20 protein-coding genes are annotated in these 19352 nt (G+C 60.1%); 16 read left to right on the forward strand and 4 right to left on the reverse strand.

Features of this window, described 5'->3' with window-relative positions:
- The first annotated feature begins 3 nt into the window (after positions 1 to 3).
- The 4 genes from ACX80D_RS03900 to ACX80D_RS03915 are packed head-to-tail and all read left to right on the forward strand — an operon-like array spanning position 4 to position 2847.
- Positions 4 to 804, forward strand: coding sequence for a CoA transferase subunit A (locus ACX80D_RS03900; RefSeq protein WP_459321312.1), 801 nt, complete (start codon positions 4 to 6; stop codon positions 802 to 804).
- 2 nt (positions 805 to 806) lie between these two features.
- Entirely contained in the window at positions 807 to 1460 is a 654-nt protein-coding gene (locus tag ACX80D_RS03905; RefSeq protein WP_459321313.1) for a CoA transferase subunit B, read from the forward strand.
- Positions 1457 to 1978, forward strand: a complete 522-nt coding sequence (locus ACX80D_RS03910; protein ID WP_459321314.1) for a MaoC family dehydratase — start codon at positions 1457 to 1459, stop codon at positions 1976 to 1978. The genes ACX80D_RS03905 and ACX80D_RS03910 overlap by 4 nt, the downstream gene beginning before the upstream one ends.
- Positions 1979 to 2037: 59 nt before the next feature.
- Entirely contained in the window at positions 2038 to 2847 is an 810-nt protein-coding gene (locus tag ACX80D_RS03915; protein ID WP_459321346.1) for an HpcH/HpaI aldolase/citrate lyase family protein, read from the forward strand.
- 142 nt (positions 2848 to 2989) lie between these two features.
- Here ACX80D_RS03915 and ACX80D_RS03920 read toward each other — a convergent pair whose 3' ends face one another.
- On the reverse strand, positions 2990 to 3565 hold the full coding sequence (locus ACX80D_RS03920; RefSeq protein ID WP_459321315.1) for an NADPH-dependent FMN reductase: 576 nt from the start codon (positions 3563 to 3565) through the stop codon (positions 2990 to 2992).
- 143 nt (positions 3566 to 3708) lie between these two features.
- On the opposite strand from ACX80D_RS03920, the gene ACX80D_RS03925 reads away from it, so the two are divergent.
- From ACX80D_RS03925 to ACX80D_RS03970, 10 genes are all read left to right on the forward strand, one after another.
- Positions 3709 to 4176 (forward strand): MarR family winged helix-turn-helix transcriptional regulator, encoded by a 468-nt coding sequence (locus ACX80D_RS03925; protein WP_459321316.1) that lies wholly within the window; start codon positions 3709 to 3711, stop codon positions 4174 to 4176.
- Between the two features lie 81 nt (positions 4177 to 4257).
- The gene (dxr, locus tag ACX80D_RS03930) at positions 4258 to 5472 is read left to right on the forward strand and encodes a 1-deoxy-D-xylulose-5-phosphate reductoisomerase (protein ID WP_459321317.1); all 1215 of its coding nucleotides are present in this window, start codon (positions 4258 to 4260) and stop codon (positions 5470 to 5472) included.
- A 40-nt stretch (positions 5473 to 5512) separates the two neighbouring features.
- Positions 5513 to 6844, forward strand: a complete 1332-nt coding sequence (locus tag ACX80D_RS03935; RefSeq protein WP_459321347.1) for a M50 family metallopeptidase — start codon at positions 5513 to 5515, stop codon at positions 6842 to 6844.
- Between the two features lie 125 nt (positions 6845 to 6969).
- Complete coding sequence (locus ACX80D_RS03940; protein WP_459321318.1) at positions 6970 to 7596, forward strand: MarR family transcriptional regulator; 627 nt, start codon at positions 6970 to 6972, stop codon at positions 7594 to 7596.
- 51 nt (positions 7597 to 7647) lie between these two features.
- Complete coding sequence (locus ACX80D_RS03945) at positions 7648 to 8253, forward strand: hypothetical protein (protein WP_459321319.1); 606 nt, start codon at positions 7648 to 7650, stop codon at positions 8251 to 8253.
- A 9-nt stretch (positions 8254 to 8262) separates the two neighbouring features.
- Complete coding sequence (locus ACX80D_RS03950; protein ID WP_459321320.1) at positions 8263 to 8556, forward strand: YciI family protein; 294 nt, start codon at positions 8263 to 8265, stop codon at positions 8554 to 8556.
- Positions 8557 to 8705: 149 nt separating this feature from the next.
- The gene (gene ispG, locus ACX80D_RS03955; protein ID WP_459321321.1) at positions 8706 to 9872 is read left to right on the forward strand and encodes a flavodoxin-dependent (E)-4-hydroxy-3-methylbut-2-enyl-diphosphate synthase; all 1167 of its coding nucleotides are present in this window, start codon (positions 8706 to 8708) and stop codon (positions 9870 to 9872) included.
- Positions 9829 to 10722: a GNAT family N-acetyltransferase gene (locus ACX80D_RS03960; protein ID WP_459321322.1), complete on the forward strand. Its 894-nt coding sequence runs from the start codon at positions 9829 to 9831 to the stop codon at positions 10720 to 10722. The genes ispG and ACX80D_RS03960 overlap by 44 nt, the downstream gene beginning before the upstream one ends.
- 138 nt (positions 10723 to 10860) lie before the next feature.
- Positions 10861 to 12888, forward strand: coding sequence for an oxidoreductase (locus tag ACX80D_RS03965; RefSeq protein WP_459321323.1), 2028 nt, complete (start codon positions 10861 to 10863; stop codon positions 12886 to 12888).
- Positions 12888 to 13499: a PadR family transcriptional regulator gene (locus ACX80D_RS03970; RefSeq protein WP_459321324.1), complete on the forward strand. Its 612-nt coding sequence runs from the start codon at positions 12888 to 12890 to the stop codon at positions 13497 to 13499. Before ACX80D_RS03965 ends, ACX80D_RS03970 begins: the two co-directional genes overlap by 1 nt.
- 180 nt (positions 13500 to 13679) lie before the next feature.
- Here the strand turns inward: ACX80D_RS03970 and ACX80D_RS03975 are convergent, their stop codons facing one another.
- A complete protein-coding gene (locus ACX80D_RS03975) occupies positions 13680 to 14435 on the reverse strand; it encodes an ABC transporter permease (RefSeq protein WP_459321325.1) in 756 nt (251 codons plus the stop codon).
- Positions 14432 to 15511: an ABC transporter ATP-binding protein gene (locus tag ACX80D_RS03980; RefSeq protein ID WP_459321326.1), complete on the reverse strand. Its 1080-nt coding sequence runs from the start codon at positions 15509 to 15511 to the stop codon at positions 14432 to 14434. Before ACX80D_RS03980 ends, ACX80D_RS03975 begins: the two co-directional genes overlap by 4 nt.
- On the opposite strand from ACX80D_RS03980, the gene ACX80D_RS03985 reads away from it, so the two are divergent.
- Both ACX80D_RS03985 and ACX80D_RS03990 read left to right on the forward strand, forming a co-directional pair.
- Positions 15505 to 17298 (forward strand): proline--tRNA ligase, encoded by a 1794-nt coding sequence (locus tag ACX80D_RS03985; protein WP_459321327.1) that lies wholly within the window; start codon positions 15505 to 15507, stop codon positions 17296 to 17298. The genes ACX80D_RS03980 and ACX80D_RS03985 overlap by 7 nt on opposite strands.
- A 222-nt stretch (positions 17299 to 17520) precedes the next feature.
- The gene (locus ACX80D_RS03990; RefSeq protein WP_459321328.1) at positions 17521 to 18321 is read left to right on the forward strand and encodes a sulfite exporter TauE/SafE family protein; all 801 of its coding nucleotides are present in this window, start codon (positions 17521 to 17523) and stop codon (positions 18319 to 18321) included.
- A 9-nt stretch (positions 18322 to 18330) separates the two neighbouring features.
- Here ACX80D_RS03990 and ACX80D_RS03995 read toward each other — a convergent pair whose 3' ends face one another.
- Positions 18331 to 19323 carry an aminoglycoside phosphotransferase family protein gene (locus tag ACX80D_RS03995; protein WP_459321329.1) on the reverse strand — a complete coding sequence of 331 codons (993 nt, stop codon included), beginning with the start codon at positions 19321 to 19323 and terminating at the stop codon, positions 18331 to 18333.
- Between the last annotated feature and the right edge of the window lie 29 nt (positions 19324 to 19352).

A 19352-nucleotide genomic window follows, 5' to 3' on the forward strand; every position in this document is an offset into this window, starting at 1 on the left:
GCCATGATCAACAAAGTCGTTGCATCCCCGGCCGCCGCCGTCCATGACATTCACAATGGCGCCTCGCTCGCCGTCGGAGGGTTTGGCCTGTGCGGCATCCCCGTGGCGCTCATCGCAGCCCTACACGACGCAGGCACCTCACAACTTGAGACCATCTCCAACAACTGCGGCGTGGACGATTGGGGCCTGGGCATTTTGCTCTCCGACGGCCGGATCCGCCGCACCATCTCCTCCTACGTGGGGGAGAACAAGGAGTTTGCCCGTCAATTCCTGGCCGGCGAACTTGAGGTGGAGTTGACGCCACAGGGTACGCTCGCGGAGAAGTTGCGGTCTGGCGGCGCTGGTATCCCGGCCTTCTATACGGCCGCCGGGGTGGGCACGCAGGTCTCCGAGGGCGGCTTGCCGCGTAAGTACGACGGCGCCGGCGGAGTTGCGATTGCCTCGCCGCCCAAGGAGGTGCGCACCTTTGGGACGGACGAGTTTGTGCTGGAGGAATCACTCACCCCGGACTTTGCGCTGGTCCACGCGTGGAAGGGTGATCGTCACGGGAACCTGATCTTCCACGCTACGGCCATGAACTTCAACCCGCTGTGCGCCATGGCAGGGAAAATCACCATCGCCGAGGTAGAAGAACTTGTGGAACCAGGGGAGTTAGATCCTGAACACATCCACGTTCCCGGCATCTTTGTTCAACGTGTGGTCCACGTTCCTGCCGGCACCCCCGGAAGTGAGAAGCGCATTGAGAAGCGCACCGTGAGCGTACCGACGCAGCAGGACGTCTCAACAACCGCACAGGGAGCGTAATCATGGCACTTTCGCGCAATGAACTGGCGGCCCGGGTGGCGCAGGAGCTACACAACGGGCAGTACGTGAATCTCGGGATTGGCATGCCCACGCTGATCCCCAACTTCATTCCTGCCGGGGTGGAGGTGGTGCTCCATTCCGAGAACGGTATTTTGGGGACAGGTCCCTACCCGGCCGAGTCCGACGTCGACCCTGATCTGATCAACGCTGGCAAGGAAACGGTGACCGTCAATAAGGGTGCAGCGTTCTTCGATTCGGCGCTCTCCTTCGGTATGGTGCGCGGGGGTCACGTGGATGTCGCCGTGCTGGGCGCCATGCAGGTCGCCGCCAATGGGGATCTGGCGAACTGGATGATCCCGGGCAAGATGGTTAAGGGCATGGGCGGCGCCATGGATCTGGTCTTCGGTGCCAAGAAGCTCATCGTCATGATGGAACACACGGATAGGGATGGCAATCCCAAGATCGTGTCTGAATGCACCTTGCCGTTGACCGGTAAAAAGTGCGTCGATTTGATCGTCACCGATTTAGCGGTCATTGAAGTGAACCCTGATGGACTGGTGTTGAAGGAATTGGCTCCCGGTGTCACAGTTGAACAAATTGTGGCTGCCACGGGAGCCCCGTTGAACGTGGAGATGCATGATGTGGACAACGTATGAGTGAGGGACACGCAGGTTACCCGAAGGATCAAGCGGTGGAGCCCCACGTGGTGACGCAGCGAGGGCTGTACTTCGACGAGTTGCAGATCGGCACGGTGTATCAGCACCGTCCCGGGCGCACCATGACGGAGGCGGATAACGTTCAGTTCACCACCATGACCATGAACACCCAGGCCCTCCACCTGGATGCGGCGTGGAGTGCCGAGCAGCCCTTCGGGCAACGGCTCATGAACTCCATGTTCACACTGTCCACCATGGTGGGCCAGTCCGTAGCTCAGCTGACCCAGGGCACCATTGTGGCCCAGCTGGGTATGACCGATATTTCCTTCCCCAACCCGGTGTTTCATGGCGATACCCTGTACACCGAGACCGTGGTGGTGCAGAAGCGGCTTTCGGCATCCCGGCCAGGACAGGGGATCGTAGTGATGGAACATACGGGACGGAACCAATCCGGCGTCGTGGTTGGAAAAGCCAGCCGCACAGCACTCTTTTGGCTCAAGCCAAGCAATGAAGACTAATACAATATCAAGCGCTCAACACTAAGGAGTTCACTATTTCTGTGAGCCAGGAATTCATCATGGGCCCGGCACTGCTGTTTGCTCCGGCCGACCGCCCCGAACGCTTTGCCAAGGCGGCCGAACGCTCCGACGCCGTGATCATCGACCTTGAAGACGCCGTCGCGCCTGAGGCCAAAGCGGCGGCCCGGGAGAATATGATCGCCGCTACCTTAGACCCGGCCACCACCATGGTGCGCATCAACGCTCTGGACACGGCCGACTCCGCCTTGGACCTCGCCGCGCTGGCGCGCAGCCCCTTCCGGACCATCATGGTGGCCAAAGCCTCCGATCCGACCGCCATTGCCGCACTGTCCGAGTACGCCGTGGTGGTGCTGTGCGAAACCGCAGCAGGGATCATGGCGGCACCGGAGTTAGCGAAACTGCCCAATGTAGTGGGGCTCATGTGGGGAGCCGAAGACCTCGTGGCGTCCTTGGGTGGAACCTCTAGCCGTTTCGTGTCCGGCCCGAACGCTGGCGGCTACCGGGCAGTGGCGCTGCAGGCGCGCTCGCAGCTCTTATTGGCTGCCGGGGCGGCGGGCAAGGTAGCCATCGATTCCATCTACGCAGACTTTGCCGACCTTGAGGGTTTGGCGCAAGAGTCTGAAGATGCTGTGGCGAGCGGGTTCGGCGCCAAGGCGAGCATTCATCCGTCGCAGGTGGCCGTGATTCGTTCCGCGTACCGGCCCTCAGAGGCCTCGGTTGCTGCCGCGCAGGAGCTATTGGCTGCTGCCGACGCGGCCGGTACGGGAGTTTTTGCCTTCAAGGGTCAAATGGTAGACGGGCCCATTCTGCTGCACGCGAGGCAAACCCTAAGCCGCGCCGGCCGTTAAAACAGACGCTATCTCACCCTTGGTGCGATTTTCCGGAACGCTATCCCACCCAAGTGGGATAGCGTTCCGGACTTTCTAGCCATAGGTGGGATAGCGTTTTTGATGTGTTTTTAGAGCAGTTCGACGGCGGCGACGGAAGTCCTTAGACAGCAGCCAGGGCGTCTTCGCGCACGCTCTTCATGGCGTGGGTCCAGGAAATGAGCTGATCGAACATGGGCTCAACCGAGGCCGCCTGCTGCTCAGTCGGCTTGAAGACGGAGTAGTTTTCGAAGTCGGTGAACAGGGAGAACATGCCGGTCTTCTGAACGTGGGCAACCTGCAGCTCGGAGAGGATACCGCGCAGGTGCTCCATGGCGCGGACACCGTAGGCCGAACCGTAGCCAACCATGCCGGCAGCCTTATTGTTGAACTCTACGTTCAAGTAGGAAATGGCGTTGGCCAGAGCCGGCTGGACCGAGTGGTTGTATTCGCCGGTGATGAAGATGTAGCCGTCGAAGTCGTTCATCTTCGCCGACCAGACCTTGGTGTGGTCGTTCTGGTAGTTCTGGTAGCCGGCGGGGTACGCCTCATCCAGAACCGGCAGGTTGAAATCGGCAATGTCAACGAGTTCGTAGTCGGCGTCGCCGCGCAACTGGGCCTGGGCCAGAACCCACTCTGCAACACCTGAGTTATTGCGGCCGGGACGGGTTGAACCTGTGACGATGGCGATCTTGGTCATGTGAGATGCTCCTTGAGAGGTTTAGACCCGTACCCTGCCCCCCAACAAGCGGGTAGGTGACGTGTCAACTAAAACTTGATGTTTCAATCATTGCGCGAGAAGATTGATGTGTCAACTACTTTTTTTAGATTGTGAGACACGTCATGTCCGAGCCCCGTTGGCTCAGCCCCGAGGAGCAAATCACCTGGTTGGAGCTGCGCGAGTTCTACTCCGGTATGCCGCGCGCCACTGACCGGCAATTGCATCAAGAAGCCAAGATGTCCGGCGGAGAATATGCTGTGCTGGCCGCAGTCTCAGAGGCTCCGGCCGATGGCGTCCGCTCAGGAGACCTTGCCAAGATCCTCGGGTGGGAAAAGTCGCGGGTTTCACACCTGCTGCGCCGCATGGAATCAAAAGGAGTCCTGGAGCGGTGCGCTGCCAGTGCCGACGGACGCGGGCAGGAGATTACGCTCACGCCGCAGGGTTGGGACGTTGTCAGGGCCGCGGCGCCGGGGCACGTCGCCATGGTGCGCGAAGTAGTTTTTGATCCGCTCACCGCTGAGGAGCAAGTGCAACTACGCACCTCCCTACGCAAAATCCGCGACGCCGCCATCGAACGCGGCCTCTGGTAAGTGACGTGAAGGCGGGAAACCGGCGGCCGGCGAAGCGAACGGCTACCCCCATCACGGCGCAAGTGCGGAATACTGTCAGGTATGCAACATCGAAAAGTGATCATCCTCGGTTCAACAGGTTCTATCGGCACGCAGGCCATTGACGTCGTCGACCGCGCCACGCTCCCCGACGGCACCCCGCGCTTCAGCGTCACAGCCATCAGCGCCGGCGGAGGGAATCTGCCATTACTGGCCCAGCAAGCCGTCCACCTGCGGGTTTTAGCTGTGGGAACTGCCGCGGACGACGCCGGGACCTTGCGTTCGGAGATCCAGGCCTGTGCCACCGCCGCTGGCTTGGGTGATTTCAAGCCCGAGATTTTTACCGGTCCGGATGCCTCAACCGTGATCGCGGCTTGGGGCGCGGGCTCAGGCGACGCGGCCGACGTCGTGCTTAATGGGATCACCGGATCCATTGGTCTCGCGCCCACACTCGCAGCCCTGGGGACGCCCGCCATTTTGGCGCTGGCCAATAAGGAATCGCTCATTGTGGGTGGTGCGTTGGTCAAAGATGCGGCCTCGGCCGGGCAGTTGGTGCCCGTTGACTCCGAGCATTCCGCGCTGGCCCAGGCGCTGCGTTCCGGGACGGCCGGCGAGGTGGACAAGCTCATTGTGACCGCTTCCGGTGGACCGTTCCGTGGCCGTAACCGGGACGAACTTGCGGATGTGACGCCGGCGCAGGCGCTCAAGCACCCCACCTGGGACATGGGCAAGATGGTCACCACTAACTCGGCAACGCTGGTCAACAAGGGCCTTGAAATCATCGAAGCCCACCTGCTCTTCGATGTTCCGCTGGATCGGATCGAAGCAGTGGTCCACCCCCAATCGGTGATTCATTCCATGGTGCAGTTCACCGATGGTTCCACCATTGCGCAGGCATCTCCGCCGGATATGCGCTTACCTATTGCTTTGGGAATGGGCTGGCCGGATCGGGTTCCCGGTGCCACTCACCCCTGCGACTGGAGCAAGGCAGCCACTTGGACTTTTGAACCACTGGATAACGTGGCGTTTCCCGCCGTCGAACTTGCCAAGGAGGCTGCCCGGCGGGGGAGCACTTGCCCCGCCGTTTACAACGCCGCCAATGAAGAGGCTGTCCATGCCTTTCATGCAGGGCGGATAGGCTTCTTGGACATTGTGGATACTATTGCGCAAGTTCTCAGTGAACACACACCCAGTTCGCAGCTGACGCTCCACACTGTGTTGGAAGCTGAAGTGTGGGCCCGCGAACGCGCCAACGAGCTGCTCGCCGCTAAAGGTTAGAACGCGGATGTGCCCAAGAATTATTCAACGCAGGAAGTAAATTGTGACTGTATTGCTTTTCATTGGCGGAGTGCTTTTTGTCGTCGTCGGCATTGCCCTTTCCATCGCGCTCCACGAGGTGGGGCACTTGTTGCCTGCCAAGCTGTTCAAGGTCCGGGTCACCCGGTACATGATCGGTTTTGGCCCCACCATCTGGTCACGGAAAAAAGGCGAAACCGAGTACGGCGTCAAGGCCATTCCGGCAGGAGGCTATGTGGCCATGGTGGGCATGTACCCGCCGAATCCCACCGACGGTAGCGTGCGGCCTTCCAGTACGGGCATGTTCCAGACGCTGGCCACCGAGGCCCGCAGTGCCGCCCATGAAGAAGTAGGTCCGGAGGATTCAAACCGAGTCTTCTATAAGCTTCCCGTGTGGAAAAAAATCATCATCATGCTTGGCGGGCCGTTCATGAACCTGCTGATCGGGGTGGTGCTGATGGGCGTCTTGCTCATGGGATTTGGCATGGCCCAGCCAACCACAACCGTGTCATCAGTCAACGCCTGCCAAGTTGCCTACGGTGACCCGGTTCCCGAGGACTTGACTAACTGCACCAAGACTCCTGCCGCCGCAGCAGGCCTGCAACCCGGAGATGTCATCACCTCCTTTGATGGCAAGGCAGTCACCGAATGGAATGCGTTCACCGACCACGTGCGTGCTTCCGCTGGCAAGACGGTCCCGCTGGTCTACGAACGCGCTGGCGAATCTGTGGCCACGACCATTACTCCGGTCTTGACAGCCCGCCCCGTCATTGGCTCCAACGGCCAGGCTGAAGTTGACGATTCAGGGACCGCAGTCACGGTTCAGGCTGGCTTCCTCGGCGTTGGGCCCACCTCAGCCATGGTTCCCCAACCGGCATCGAGCGTTCTTCCTACGGTGGGGGAGAACATTGTTCAGATTGGCGGCGTTGTTTTCCAGCTGCCGCAGAAGCTGGTGGGCGTGGCCCAGGCGGCGTTCAGCGCTGAACCTCGTGACCCCAATGGGCCCATTTCAGTGGTTGGAGTTGGACGCGTAGCCGGTGAGGTCGCTGCCATGGAGCAGATTCCTTTGAGTTCTCGGGTTGCCACCCTGATCAGCCTGATGGCCGGGGTAAACCTAGCCCTGTTCGTCTTTAACTTGATCCCGCTGTTGCCGCTCGACGGCGGGCACGTCCTCGGTGCGCTTTATGAAGGGGTGCGGCGCTTTGTTGCCAAGGTTTTCAAACGCAAGGATCCGGGACCGTTCGACATCGCCAAGATGCTTCCCGTGACCTACGTGGCCGCAGTGGCACTGATCGCCATGGGTGCGCTATTGATCTACGCCGATATTGTAAAGCCGGTAAATCTGTTCGGCTAGGAACCTTCTGAGGCTGGGAAGATGCCGGGCTTGGTTGTGAGTCGGTTCCAAGCCTGATCCTGCCACCCTCCGCGTAGCACCTTAAAATGGTTGATATATCCCAAACAATCAAATATGGTTTAGTTATGTTTGTACTGACCATTGACCAACGCGGCAGCCGCACTCATGGCGACAGGGTTCCAAAACTGCTGAGCCTACTGTCTGATCTGGATTCTGTGCTGGAATTCGAGCGTTCCGTGGGCGATGAAATTCAAGGCGTGCTCACTGATCCTGATGTGGTTGTCGAAGCTGTTGCGCGGGTACTTCGCGATCAGGACTGGTATATCGGCATTGGAATCGCTGCGGTCGATCTGCCGTTACCAAAAAATTCCCGAGAAGCCTCCGGCGATGCCTTTATTGCGGCACGGGAGGCCGTTGAATTAGCCAAGAAGACGGGCGAGCGGGTGCCGCTGCGTGTTCGCACCCCCGTTCCGGCAGCAATGCAATGGACTGCTGGGGCGGAGGGGGTCCTGGTACTCCTTGGCGATGTGGTTCGCAAACGCTCAGAGGCCGAGTGGCGGGTCCTTGATGCGTTGGAGGCCGCACCTGGCCTAGCTCAAAAGGAAATCGCGAAGCGTCTTCAGATCAGCCCTCAAGCTGTCAGCAAGGCAATATACCGCTCGGGCCGGCAGGAAGAGATGGCCGGGCGGCGTGCCGCCGCCCTTCTTCTTCGGGAAGCCCAACACGCCGTCAATGTCAGTGCTGGAGGCTAGATTCTAGCTATGGACATGTCAGCGGATGGCTGCTGACGCTGAGGAGGTTAGATGGAAGCCCTATGGATAGCTGCGGCACTGTTGGTTGCTGTTGTGGGCGGCTGGCCTGTGACAGCTGGCATTCTCAAACTCGCCAGATCCAAGACCGTGCGTGCCGCAGATGCGGCAGAAGCTACGCGCGGAGATGGAACTGAAAGCGTAAGCCCGGCCCCAGAGCAAGCCGAGCAAACTGCGCAAGCAGAGCAAACTGCGCAAGCAGAGCAAGCCGAGCAAGCAGAGCGAGCTGCAGCCTCAGCCTCAAATGCAGAGCAGAGCCAGCCCGACGTCGAACTCGTCGCACAGTCCATCTCACCGGCGGAGCCAGCAGCGGAGCCACCAGCACAGACGCCAGCGTCGCCGCCGACGTCGCCTACGCCGAAAACCGAGGTGCTCCGTGGAGGCCTGCTGATCGGCTGTCTGGAACGTGCGGCTGTGGCTGTTGCGATCCTCGCCGGCCAGCCTGTGGCGATCGCGTACGTGGTCGCCATCAAAGGGTTGGGGCGGTATCCGGAGCTGAAGGACACGCCCGCTGCAAGTGAACGGTTCATCATTGGCACCTTGACCTCAATGTTGTGGGCTGCCAGTGTTGCGGTGCTCGCGAAAGCTCTCCTGTTATAGGGTGAACGCATGTCTATCTTTGCTGTCGAATACGTTTATGGCCCAGAGGCTGAAGAAGCCCGCATTGAGCACCGCCCCAAGCACCGCGAATGGTTGGCTGAATTGGCCGCGGCTGAGGTGGTACTCGCATCCGGCGCTTACGCCGATGGCGCAGGCGCCCTGCTGATCTTCCGCGCCGAGAGTCAAGAAGTCGTTCAGGAACTGGTCGCCCAGGATCCGATAACCCTTGGCGGCGGTGTTACGGGATTGAAGATCTCCGGCTGGAACCCGGGGATTGGCAAGCTCAGCGGTTACTTGGGATAAACCTCACTGATAACCAATCTCCGCCAGAGCGTGAAAAGCAGCCATCGAGCCTACAATCGAAGGTAGATGCTGCGAGATTCCTTTAGTGACGCCAATCAACGGCGCTACTGCCGCACCATTTGAATATAAAGAACTCCTAGGAGCATATTTTGACCTCCGTCAGTCTCGGCATGCCGCCGTTGCCACCGCCCGTTCTTGCGCCCCGCCGCAAGACCCGGCAAATCAAGGTCGGCCCCGTGGGTGTGGGCTCGGATTCGCCCATCAGCGTGCAGTCCATGACCACCACCCCCACTACTGACATCAACGCGACGTTGCAGCAGATAGCTGAACTGACGGCGTCGGGCTGCGACATTGTCCGCGTGGCTTGCCCTTCGCAGGACGATGCAGACGCTTTGCCGATCATTGCCCGCAAGTCGCAGATCCCCGTGATCGCTGACATTCATTTCCAGCCCAAGTACGTCTTTGCGGCGATTGAAGCTGGCTGTGCAGCGGTTCGTGTGAACCCTGGCAACATCCGCAAATTTGATGACCAGATCAAGGAAATTGCACGGGCTGCCAAGGACCACGGCACCTCCATTCGCATTGGCGTCAATGCCGGTTCGCTGGAGCCGGGCATCATGAAGAAGTACGGCAAGGCCACTCCTGAAGCGCTCGTGGAATCGGCTGTCTGGGAGGCTTCACTCTTTGAAGAGCACGGCTTCCACGACTTCAAGATTTCGGTCAAGCACAATGACCCCGTCATTATGGTTGCTGCCTACGAGATGCTTGCTGAACAGGGTGACTGGCCCTTGCACCTCGGCGTCACCGAGGCCGGGCCTGCCTTCCAGGGCACCATCAAGTCCGCCACTGCTTTCGGTGCCCTGCTCTCCAAGGGCATTGGCGATACCATCCGTGTTTCTCTCTCCGCTCCGCCGGTTGAGGAAATCAAGGTCGGCAACCAGATTCTGCAGTCGTTGAACCTGCGTCCGCGCAAGCTGGAAATTGTCTCCTGCCCCTCCTGTGGCCGTGCCCAGGTTGACGTGTACAAGTTGGCCGAAGAAGTCACTGCCGGCTTGGAGGGAATGGAAGTTCCCTTGCGCGTTGCCGTCATGGGCTGCGTTGTCAACGGTCCCGGCGAAGCCCGTGAGGCTGACCTTGGCGTTGCCTCCGGAAACGGCAAGGGGCAGATCTTTGTGAAGGGAGAAGTCATCAAGACTGTTCCTGAGGATCAAATTGTTGAGACACTCATTGAAGAAGCCATGAAAATTGCCGAAGAGATGGAGTCCGACGCGGATGACACGACTCTCCAGGGTGGCCCCGTGGTTAGCGTCTCCTAGGAGAGCCCGCCACGAGCCGGTGCGCGTCCTCGGCCACGCCGACACGGACGCGCTCCGGGCCTTGATTGCGCGCGACCGAGTAGTTAATGTGTTCGCGGAATCGCTCCTCATTCAGAACAACAGTGCGGTGCCGGGCATTCAAGGCGCCGTCATGTTGGGTTTTTTCGCGGACGACGGCGTGAGCTTGGCTGCCGCTTGCTGGGTAGGTTCCAATGTGGTCCCGATAGAGGCCACGGCTGAGCATGCCCAAGCCTTCGGGCATTGGATTGTGGATCATTGGCAGCGGCATGCCTCCATCTTTGGTCCAGCAGAATCCACTTTGGGCATTGTGGGTGTGCTCCACAATGCTGGTATCTCAGTCCAAGAGATTAGAGCGAACCAGCCTTTGCTCACTATTGCCGGCCCACCTCGGATCGAGCCCAATCTGGCCTTGGCGGCCAGTCAAAGCGGACAATTCAACGAAGTTCTAGTGGCTGCTGCGGCCATGTTTGAAGAGGAAGTTGGGTACTCGCCATACCTTGGAGGCGAGGCCAACTATCGTCGAAGGGTTGCCTGGCTGATCAGCAGCGGCTACTCCTTTAGCGATGTCGAGCCTGACGGAGAAGTCATCTTTAAGGCCGATCTGGGCGTCGTGACAGAACACGCCACTCAAGTTCAAGGCGTGTGGATGAATCCGCGCTATCGGGGCCGTGGTTTGAGTGCCGGATATATGGCCGCTGTGGTGGTTTTGGCACAAAAGCATGCGCCGGTGACCAGCCTCTACGTCAACGATTACAACACTGCGGCTAGGGCGTTGTACGAACGTGTGGGTTTTGAACAAGTCGGCACCTTCGCCACAGTCCTGTTATAGGGCTCACTTGGTTCCTGTCAGCCGTGCCTTCGGATCATTGTCGTTGTAATGGGTCGCTCCCCTCGAGTGTGATGCACCTCCCATTGCCACGAAACCTGCGCTACGCTTATGCAACTTGTTGCGCAAAGGAGTGCATTGATGAACGCTGGCCAATACCCCAATCTCTTTACCCCACTTGATTTAGGATTCACCACGCTGCCCAACCGTGTGTTGATGGGTTCCATGCACGTCGGCCTGGAAGAACTTCCGGGTGGGTTCGACCGTATGGCGGCGTTCTATTCCGAACGAGCCCGCGGGGGAGTGGCCCTGATGGTCACCGGAGGCATCTCACCTAATGAGGCAGGCCGGCCTATGAAGGGCGGTGCCAAACTTTCCACGCAAGAAGAGGCAGAACAGCACAAGGTTGTCACAGCAGCTGTGCATGCCCAGGGCGGAAAGATCGCCCTGCAACTACTCCACTTTGGCCGTTACGCATCGCAGCGTGGCCTGGTCGCGCCCAGTGCGGTGCAGGCACCCATCAGCCCACTCACCCCTCACCCGCTTTCGGGCGAGGAAGTGGAGCAAACCATCGAAGACTTCGTTGTTGCAGCCCAACTAGCGCAATCGGCCGGGTACGACGGCGTGGAAATCATGGGCTCAGAGGGCTACCTGATCAATGAATTCATTGCCAAGAGAACCAATCACCGCAGCGACGAATGGGGCGGATCGTATGAAAAACGCATCCGGTTCCCTGTGGAGATCATCCGCCGCGTCCGCGAACGCGTAGGCGAGAACTTCATCATCATCTACCGGCTCTCCATGCTGGACCTCGTTGAAGACGGCTCTACACTGCCCGAAGTTATCACTCTGGCCCAGGCCGTGGAAGCGGCAGGCGCCACCATTATCAACACGGGCATTGGATGGCATGAAGCCCGCATCCCCACCATCGCCACCTCGGTGCCACGCGCCGGTTACGCGTGGGTCACCAAGAAGGTCATGGGTTCGGTCAACATTCCGCTGATCACTACTAACCGCATCAACACCCCCGACGTCGCCGAGCAGCTCCTCGCCGACGGCACAGCTGACATGGTTTCCATGGCCCGGCCATTCCTTGCCGATGCCTTCTTCATGCGCAAGGCCTACGATGGCCGCAGCGATGAAATCAACAGCTGCATCGCTTGCAACCAAGCCTGCCTGGACCACACCTTCGTCGGTAAAACATCCTCGTGCTTGGTGAATCCGCGGGCTTGCCATGAAACAGAAATCCTCATCGAAGCGACGCCCGCAACCAAGAAATTCGCCGTGGTCGGAGCAGGTCCGGCCGGCTTGGCCTTCGCCGTCACAGCGGCACAGCGAGGCCATCAAGTCACCCTCATGGAAAGCTCCGGGGAGATTGGCGGACAGTTCAACATCGCCAAACAGATTCCGGGAAAAGAAGAATTCCAGGAAACAATCCGCTATTTCAAGCGCCAACTTCAGCTGCTGGGGGTGGACGTTGCGCTAAACACCACAGCAACCGCCCAGAAGCTGCTGGACGGCGGATTTGACGAGATTATTCTGGCTACCGGCGTCACCCCGCGCATTCCGGCGATTACCGGTGTGGATCATCCCAGCGTCCTGACGTATCTCGATGTGCTCCGCGATAAGGCGGAGGTGGGTGCCAACGTCGCCATCCTAGGAGCCGGTGGCATCGGTTTTGACGTGGCCGAATACATCACAGCCGGCGCTCCCAGTGCCACGCTCGTCCCCGAGAAGTTCTACCGGGAGTGGGGTATCGACACCGACTACGCCAACGCCGGCGGCATCACTGATCCCGCCCCCGAGAAGCCCCTGCGCCGCGTCGGCCTGTTCCAGCGCAAAGAGAGCAAAGTTGGTGCCGGGCTGGGTAAGACCACCGGCTGGATCCACCGCACCGCCCTGAAATACAAGGGTGTGCAGATGGTTCCCGGCGTGGAATACCAAAAGATTGACGACGCCGGACTCCACCTGCGCGTCAACGGCACCGACACGGTCCTCCCCGTAGACACGGTCATCCTGTGCACCGGTCAGGACCCCCGGCGTGAACTGCAAGAGGCCTTGGAAACTGGGGGCGCCGTCGTCCATCTCATTGGAGGGGCAGATGTGGCTGCCGAGTTGGACGCCAAGCGGGCCATCGATCAGGGGACACGTTTGGCTGCGCGGCTCTAGTGTCGCTCACTCACGCCATCCTGACCTCGCTGTTGGAAAAGCCGTGCACCGGGGCTGAATTGGCGCGACGCTTTGATAAGTCTCTGGGCTTCTTTTGGCAGGCCACGCATCAGCAGATTTACCGGGAGCTGGGAAAGATGGAGGGCGCTGGCCTGATTCAGGCTCACGGCTTGCCCACCTCCCGTGGCCAACAACGTCAGTTTGAGGTGTTGGTGGATGGCCGCGAGGAATTAGCCAGCTGGTGCGCGCAGGAAGGGGAGATACGCCCCATCCGGGATTCATTGCTCGTGCGAATGCGGGCTGCCGCCATCCTTGGAACAGAGCAGGACTCTGTGGCCGTCATGGATCAAATGCGGCGTCATAGTGTGCTTCACGAGCAGGTTTTACGGCGTTACGAGGCCATTGAGAAACGGGATTTTGCGGCTGTCGAATCAGGCGCCGTCGAATCAGATCCTGTCGAATCAGGCCAATCTGCTCAATCAGGCCAGTCGCGGTCGACGGCGGAAGAACTGCAGCTGGCCGTGGTGCGGGCGGGTATCGCCTATGAGAAGTCGTGGTTGGCATGGTGCCAGCAGTCGCTGGCCGACATCGCCCAGCGGCCTGGGCCTTAATAGCGGCGGCGGTTTTTTCGAGCATCGTGGCGGTCTGGGTGATGACCGGCGAATAGGAGCAACGCCACGCGTGTTCGAATTCCCGGGCAAAATCTCGCAACTCGTCCGGGTCCCCGCCATGCAGGGTGTTGCTCATCGGATCTCCTGCAAGCGATGGACAGAGGTACCCATGAGCTGGTTTCAGGGAGTTCGCCGGCGCAAGGTCAAAGATGCCAACAGCAGCCCGGCCAGTACAAAACCGGCGATCACCATAAGATCCTGAATCAGTTGAGACGTTGGGCTGGCATAAGCGGCTACCTGTTGCAAGCCGTCAACGGCATAACTGAGCGGCAGAACATTGGAGACCGCTTCCATGGCACCGTTCATCTGATCCCTGGCAACGAATAAGCCGCACAGCAGAATCTGTGGGATCACCACAACAGGCATGAATTGCACCGCCTGAAATTCGGTGGTGGCGAAGGCTGAACAGAGCAGGCCCAGCACCACGCCCAGGACAGCTGTCAGCACCGAGATCAGCACTACCCAGCCAGTATTACCAGTAATCTTCATGCCAAAAACCCAATACGCGGTTCCGGTGGCCACCAAGGCCTGCGCGGTGGCCATGATTGAAAACGCCAGCGCGTAGCCAACGAGGAGATCGGCCTTGTGGAGAGGAGTGCTCAGTAACCGTTCCAAGGTTCCGGAGGTGCGTTCACGCAACATGGTGATGGAGGTGACCAGAAACATCACTACGAAGGGAAAGATGCCCAGCATCATGAGCCCCACCCGGTCAAAGGTGCGTGGCATCCCTGGAGTCAGCGTTTCATTTTGGTACAGCCAATAAACTAGCGAGAGCAGTACGGCGGGCACCACCAAAATCATCGCGATGCTCCGGGGATCGCCGCGCAGTTGAAGCAGAACTCGCCGACACGTGGACCACATCATGGCAAGGTTCATGAGGCCGTCCTCCCCTCAGAACCGGCCGACTGGATTAGCCGCAGGAACGCCAATTCAAGATCGTCCGTTTCACCTTTGTGCCGTAACTCATCAGGGGTCACTTGCGCCAACAGCATCCCCTCACGCAGCAGGAGCAACGAATCACAGTGGCTAGCTTCCTCCATGACGTGACTGGAAATAATGAGTGTGGTGCCCTCGGCAGCCAGCGCGGCAAACTGTCCCCACAGATCTGCCCGCAATACCGGGTCCAGGCCCACTGTGGGCTCATCCAGCACCAACAGCCGTGGTTTTCCTACCAAAGCACAAGCCAAGGAGACCCTACTGAACTGTCCACCGGACAAAGTTCCAGCCTTGCGCTTGGCAAAATCAGAAAGTCCGACGGCGGCCAGCACCGCCTGCGCGTCTGCCCGGCTCGCGCCGTGGACGGAGCCGAAATAGCGCACGTTCTCCACGACGCTCAAGTCTTTGTAGACGCTGGGCGCCTGGGTGACGTAGCCGACGTCGTGCCTGTTGAGGGGATACCCTGCTGGACGGGCCAGCACGGTCAGCGTCCCGGCAGTGATTTTCTGCACCCCAACCAAGGCCCGCATCAACGTGGTCTTGCCGCTGCCGGACGGGCCCAGTAACCCTGTGATGCGCCCTTCGGGAATATTGGCGGTGATATTGGCCAGAGCCGTGACTTTCCCGCGGTGCACCCAGAGCCCCTCAATGTTGACGCAGATAGGGCCGGCCGCACCAGTTGGATCAGCCGGGACCGGGGCCGGAGGAAGTTCCGGCATAGCTGCTCGGTGGGACATCAGCTGCTCCTGGCCTGCGGGTTCGTGGACGTTTGACTTCAAACTAGACCCGCAGTGATGCCCTGTCCAGCATCCATCCGCCAGCCTGGTGATGACCGTGGGGTGGGCCCTGGTGATGAGCGTGAGGAAGTCCGCGGGGCAGGCTCCAGCAAAGCCGCCCATCCCCGCTGTCACGCCCGGTGTGTCAGTGCTCCACCTGAACCGGTAGATTAGTACCTGTTCGTCCTGAATGAGGACGGCGCCCACCCTCTTCAAGAAATGGAAATTTTCGCGTGGCACTTCGCCTTTCCACCCTCTTTCTACGAACCCTGCGTGAAGATCCCGCAGACGCCGAGGTAGACAGCCACCGGCTGCTTCTGCGCGCTGGTTACATCCGCCGCGCGGCACCTGGCATTTACACGTGGCTGCCGTTGGGCCTGCGCGTGCTGCGTAAGGTCGAAGCCATTGTGCGTGAGGAAATGGACGCGATCGGCGCCCAGGAAGTGCACTTCCCGGCACTGCTGCCCCGCGAACCGTACGAGGCCACCAACCGCTGGCAGGAATACGGCGATAACTTGTTCCGCCTGCAGGACCGCAAGGGCGCCGACTACCTGTTGGCCCCCACGCATGAGGAAATGTTCACGCTACTGGTCAAGGACCTGTACTCCTCCTACAAGGACCTGCCGCTGAGCCTGTACCAGATTCAGAACAAGTACCGTGACGAGGCTCGTCCGCGCGCCGGACTGCTGCGTGGCCGCGAGTTCATCATGAAGGATTCCTACTCCTTTGACATGGACGACGCCGGACTGGACGCCAGCTACATGGCTCACCGTGGTGCCTACGTGCGTATCTTTGAGCGCCTCGGCCTAGAAATTATCCCCGTCGCCGCCACTGCCGGCGCCATGGGCGGTTCCAAGAGCGAAGAGTTCTTGCACCCCATGGCCGTTGGCGAAGACACCTTTGTGCGCTCACCCGGAGGCTATGCTGCCAACGTTGAAGCCGTCACCACCGTGGTCCCTGCAGATATTGATTTCAGCAACGCTCCGGCGGCTCAGGTTCTTGACACCCCTGACACTGCAACCATTGCCACTTTGGTAGCTGCAGCCAACCAGCTCGCTCCGCGCGCCGAAGGTGAATGGAGTGCTGCTGACACGCTGAAGAACGTGGTGCTGGCTGTGGACCTGCCCAACGGTGAACGCCAGATCGTGGTGGTGGGCTTGCCCGGCGACCGCGACGTTGACCTCAAGCGCATTGAAGCCAACATTGGCGCACACCTTCCCATCGGCGGAGAAGTGGGCGTCGAAGCCGCCGGTGAAGCTGACCTGAAGAAGCACGCTCTGCTGGTCAAGGGATACATTGGCCCAGGCTTGAGCCCGGATGCTGCTGTGCTCGGCACGGAATCGGCCACCAAGATCCTGTACCTGGTTGACCCCCGCGTGGTCTCCGGCACAACCTGGATCACTGGCGCCAACGAAGAAGGCAAGCACGTCTTTGGCCTCGTAGCCGGTCGCGACTTCACCTGGGATGGCACCGTTGAGGCTGCACAGGTTCGCGAAGGCGATCCCGCACCCGACGGTTCCGGTCCCCTGGAAGCCGCCCGCGGCATCGAAATGGGCCACATCTTCGCACTGGGCACCAAGTACGCCGAGTCCTTGGGCCTGAAGGTTCTGGACAAGAACGGCAAACTCTCCGTTGTCACCATGGGCTCCTACGGCATTGGTGTTACCCGCGCCGTTGCGGCCCTGGCCGAATCCAACCACGATGACAAGGGCCTGATCTGGCCCGCTCAGGTGGCCCCCGCCGATGTTCATGTTGTGGCCGTTGGCCGTGGCGATGAAATCTTTGAGGCAGCTGCGCAGCTCACCGCGGATCTGGAAGCCAAGGGATTGGAGGTCATTTACGATGACCGCCCTAAGGTTTCCCCCGGCGTGAAGTTCGGCGATGCTGAGCTCATTGGCGTTCCCACCATCTTGGCCGTTGGCCGCGGACTCGTGGACGGCGTCGTGGAAATCAAGAACCGTGCAACCGGCGTCGCCGAAAACATCGCCGTAGCCGAGGCCGTGCAGTACATCCTCGACCAGCAGTAACACCGCTCGACGCGAGGGGCTGCGGAGCGCAGCCCCTCACCAGCGTTAAGGCTTCTCTGCTGGTGTCCAGATGAGCTTAGGTCGGGAGTCGTGCCCCGGAGTGAGCACGGATTTTTCCGCGAGGAACGAGCGCCAAAAAATCTTTCTGCTCGCGAGGGGTTCGGCTCCGACCGTGCTCACCTCAGGGCCGTCTCCTGCGCGTCGACTTTAATTTAGGACCCCATGATTTCCGGTTTTGAGAACATCACGATGGCCACCATTTTATTGATCATTGTGGCCGGATTCGCTGCGGGCTGGATCGATGCCGTGGTGGGCGGGGGTGGGCTAATTCAGCTGCCGGTCATGTTGATGATCCCCGGGATTACGCCAGTGCAGGCGCTGGCCACCAATAAAATGGGCTCCATCTTTGGAACCGCCACCAGCTCCGTGACGTATTACCGGCGCGTGAAACCGGACATGCGCACAGCCTTGCCCATGGCGGGGGTGGCGCTGCTGGGCAGCGTGGGCGGTGCCGTGGTGGCGGTCAGTTTGCCGGGCTCGGTGTTCAAACCCATCATTGTTGTTGCGCTCATTGCGGTGCTGTCGTTCACAGCATTCAAACCGAGCATGGGCGAGCTAACGGCCCTGCGACATGATGGCGGAAAACACTACATTGTCGCCGCATGCATCGGTGGAATCATCGGCTTCTACGACGGCCTGATCGGTCCCGGCACCGGATCTTTCCTCGTTATCGCCATGGTCAGCCTCATGGGTTACGCATTCCTGGAAGCCAGCGCCAAAGCGAAAATCGTGAACTTAGCCACGAACGCCGGCGCCCTGATGTTCTTCCTCCCGCACGGCTCACTGCTGTGGGGGATCGGCCTGATTTTGGGCGGAGCCAACATGGCCGGCGGCTACCTCGGCGCACGTATGGCTGTGAAGCAGGGCAGTAAATTCATCCGAATCGTCTTCCTCGCCGTCGTCGCCGTGCTCATCGTGAAACTCGGCTTCGACGTGGTCAACGAGAATTTCCTCAACCCCTAGCGCTGCCCGTCAGTGGAGGGTTTTGAGATCATGCGCTGCGGGCAGATCCGGCAACGTCTTACCCGCCATGGTGCTCGCCACCCAGAGCGATCGTTGGGCATCGCCACTGTGCCCAACCTCCTCCAAATAGCACAGCGCATTTTCCACTTCACGGACCACTGTCCAGCTCGCCACTAGATCTTCATCGAGCCCTGCGGATTGGGCAAGCTCTGAAGCACGACGCCGGAGCCCGGCTTCGGCGTTTCGGTGCGGTAAAGCCTGCAGCCGGTTCCACAAGCACGGAGCCACGGCAAATTCCGCGTCACCCACTTGGGCTTGAGGATCGATGGCCACATAGTTGCCGGTTCCAGGCTTGGCAAGAATGTTCAGGTAGTGCAGGTCTGTGTGGACCAAAACGTCATTGCTGCTGCGGAGGGACACCGCTCCCCGGGTTTGGCAGACTTCCAGCGCGGCTTCAAGCAGCCATCGAGGAAATGGTTCAGCCAGATCGCTCCAGCGCTGGGGGAGTTCGTCGCAGTACCGTTCGGCGGTGGCTGCGATGTGTGGAAGAAGCCGCCATTCGGGGCGAGCGTCGGGGCGAATTGCCAGATCTTGAGCCAGCTTTCCCCACACAGCGATGGCCTCATCCATGGGCAGATCCAAAAGGGCGCGCGTCTGATCCAGACGTTCCAACAGCAACGCTCCGCGGGTGGCGTCACTGTCCAACAATGCCACCGCGCCTCGCCCGTTCCACAAGGTCAGCGCCAGAGGTTCCTGGATGGATTCATCATTCGGGAAAGCTAGCTTGAGTGCAGCCTGAGTTCCATGGCTGGTGAACACAGGAACCACCACAGCCGTGTGCCCGTACCAAGGCGTCGCGCCAGAGGGTAGGTCTACAAGAAGCTGCCACTGTTCCAAGGACTCGTTGAGGAAGCCGGGAAGATGCCCCAGCCACGCCCGGCCTTCATGGCTCTGGCGGTACCGCCGCAACAGCGGCTCGGGAATCTCTAGGTTGATGCTCACAGCATTGAGCCTAGCCTCTGACGCTAGGC

This window comes from Arthrobacter sp. Sr24 (assembly GCF_054511175.1).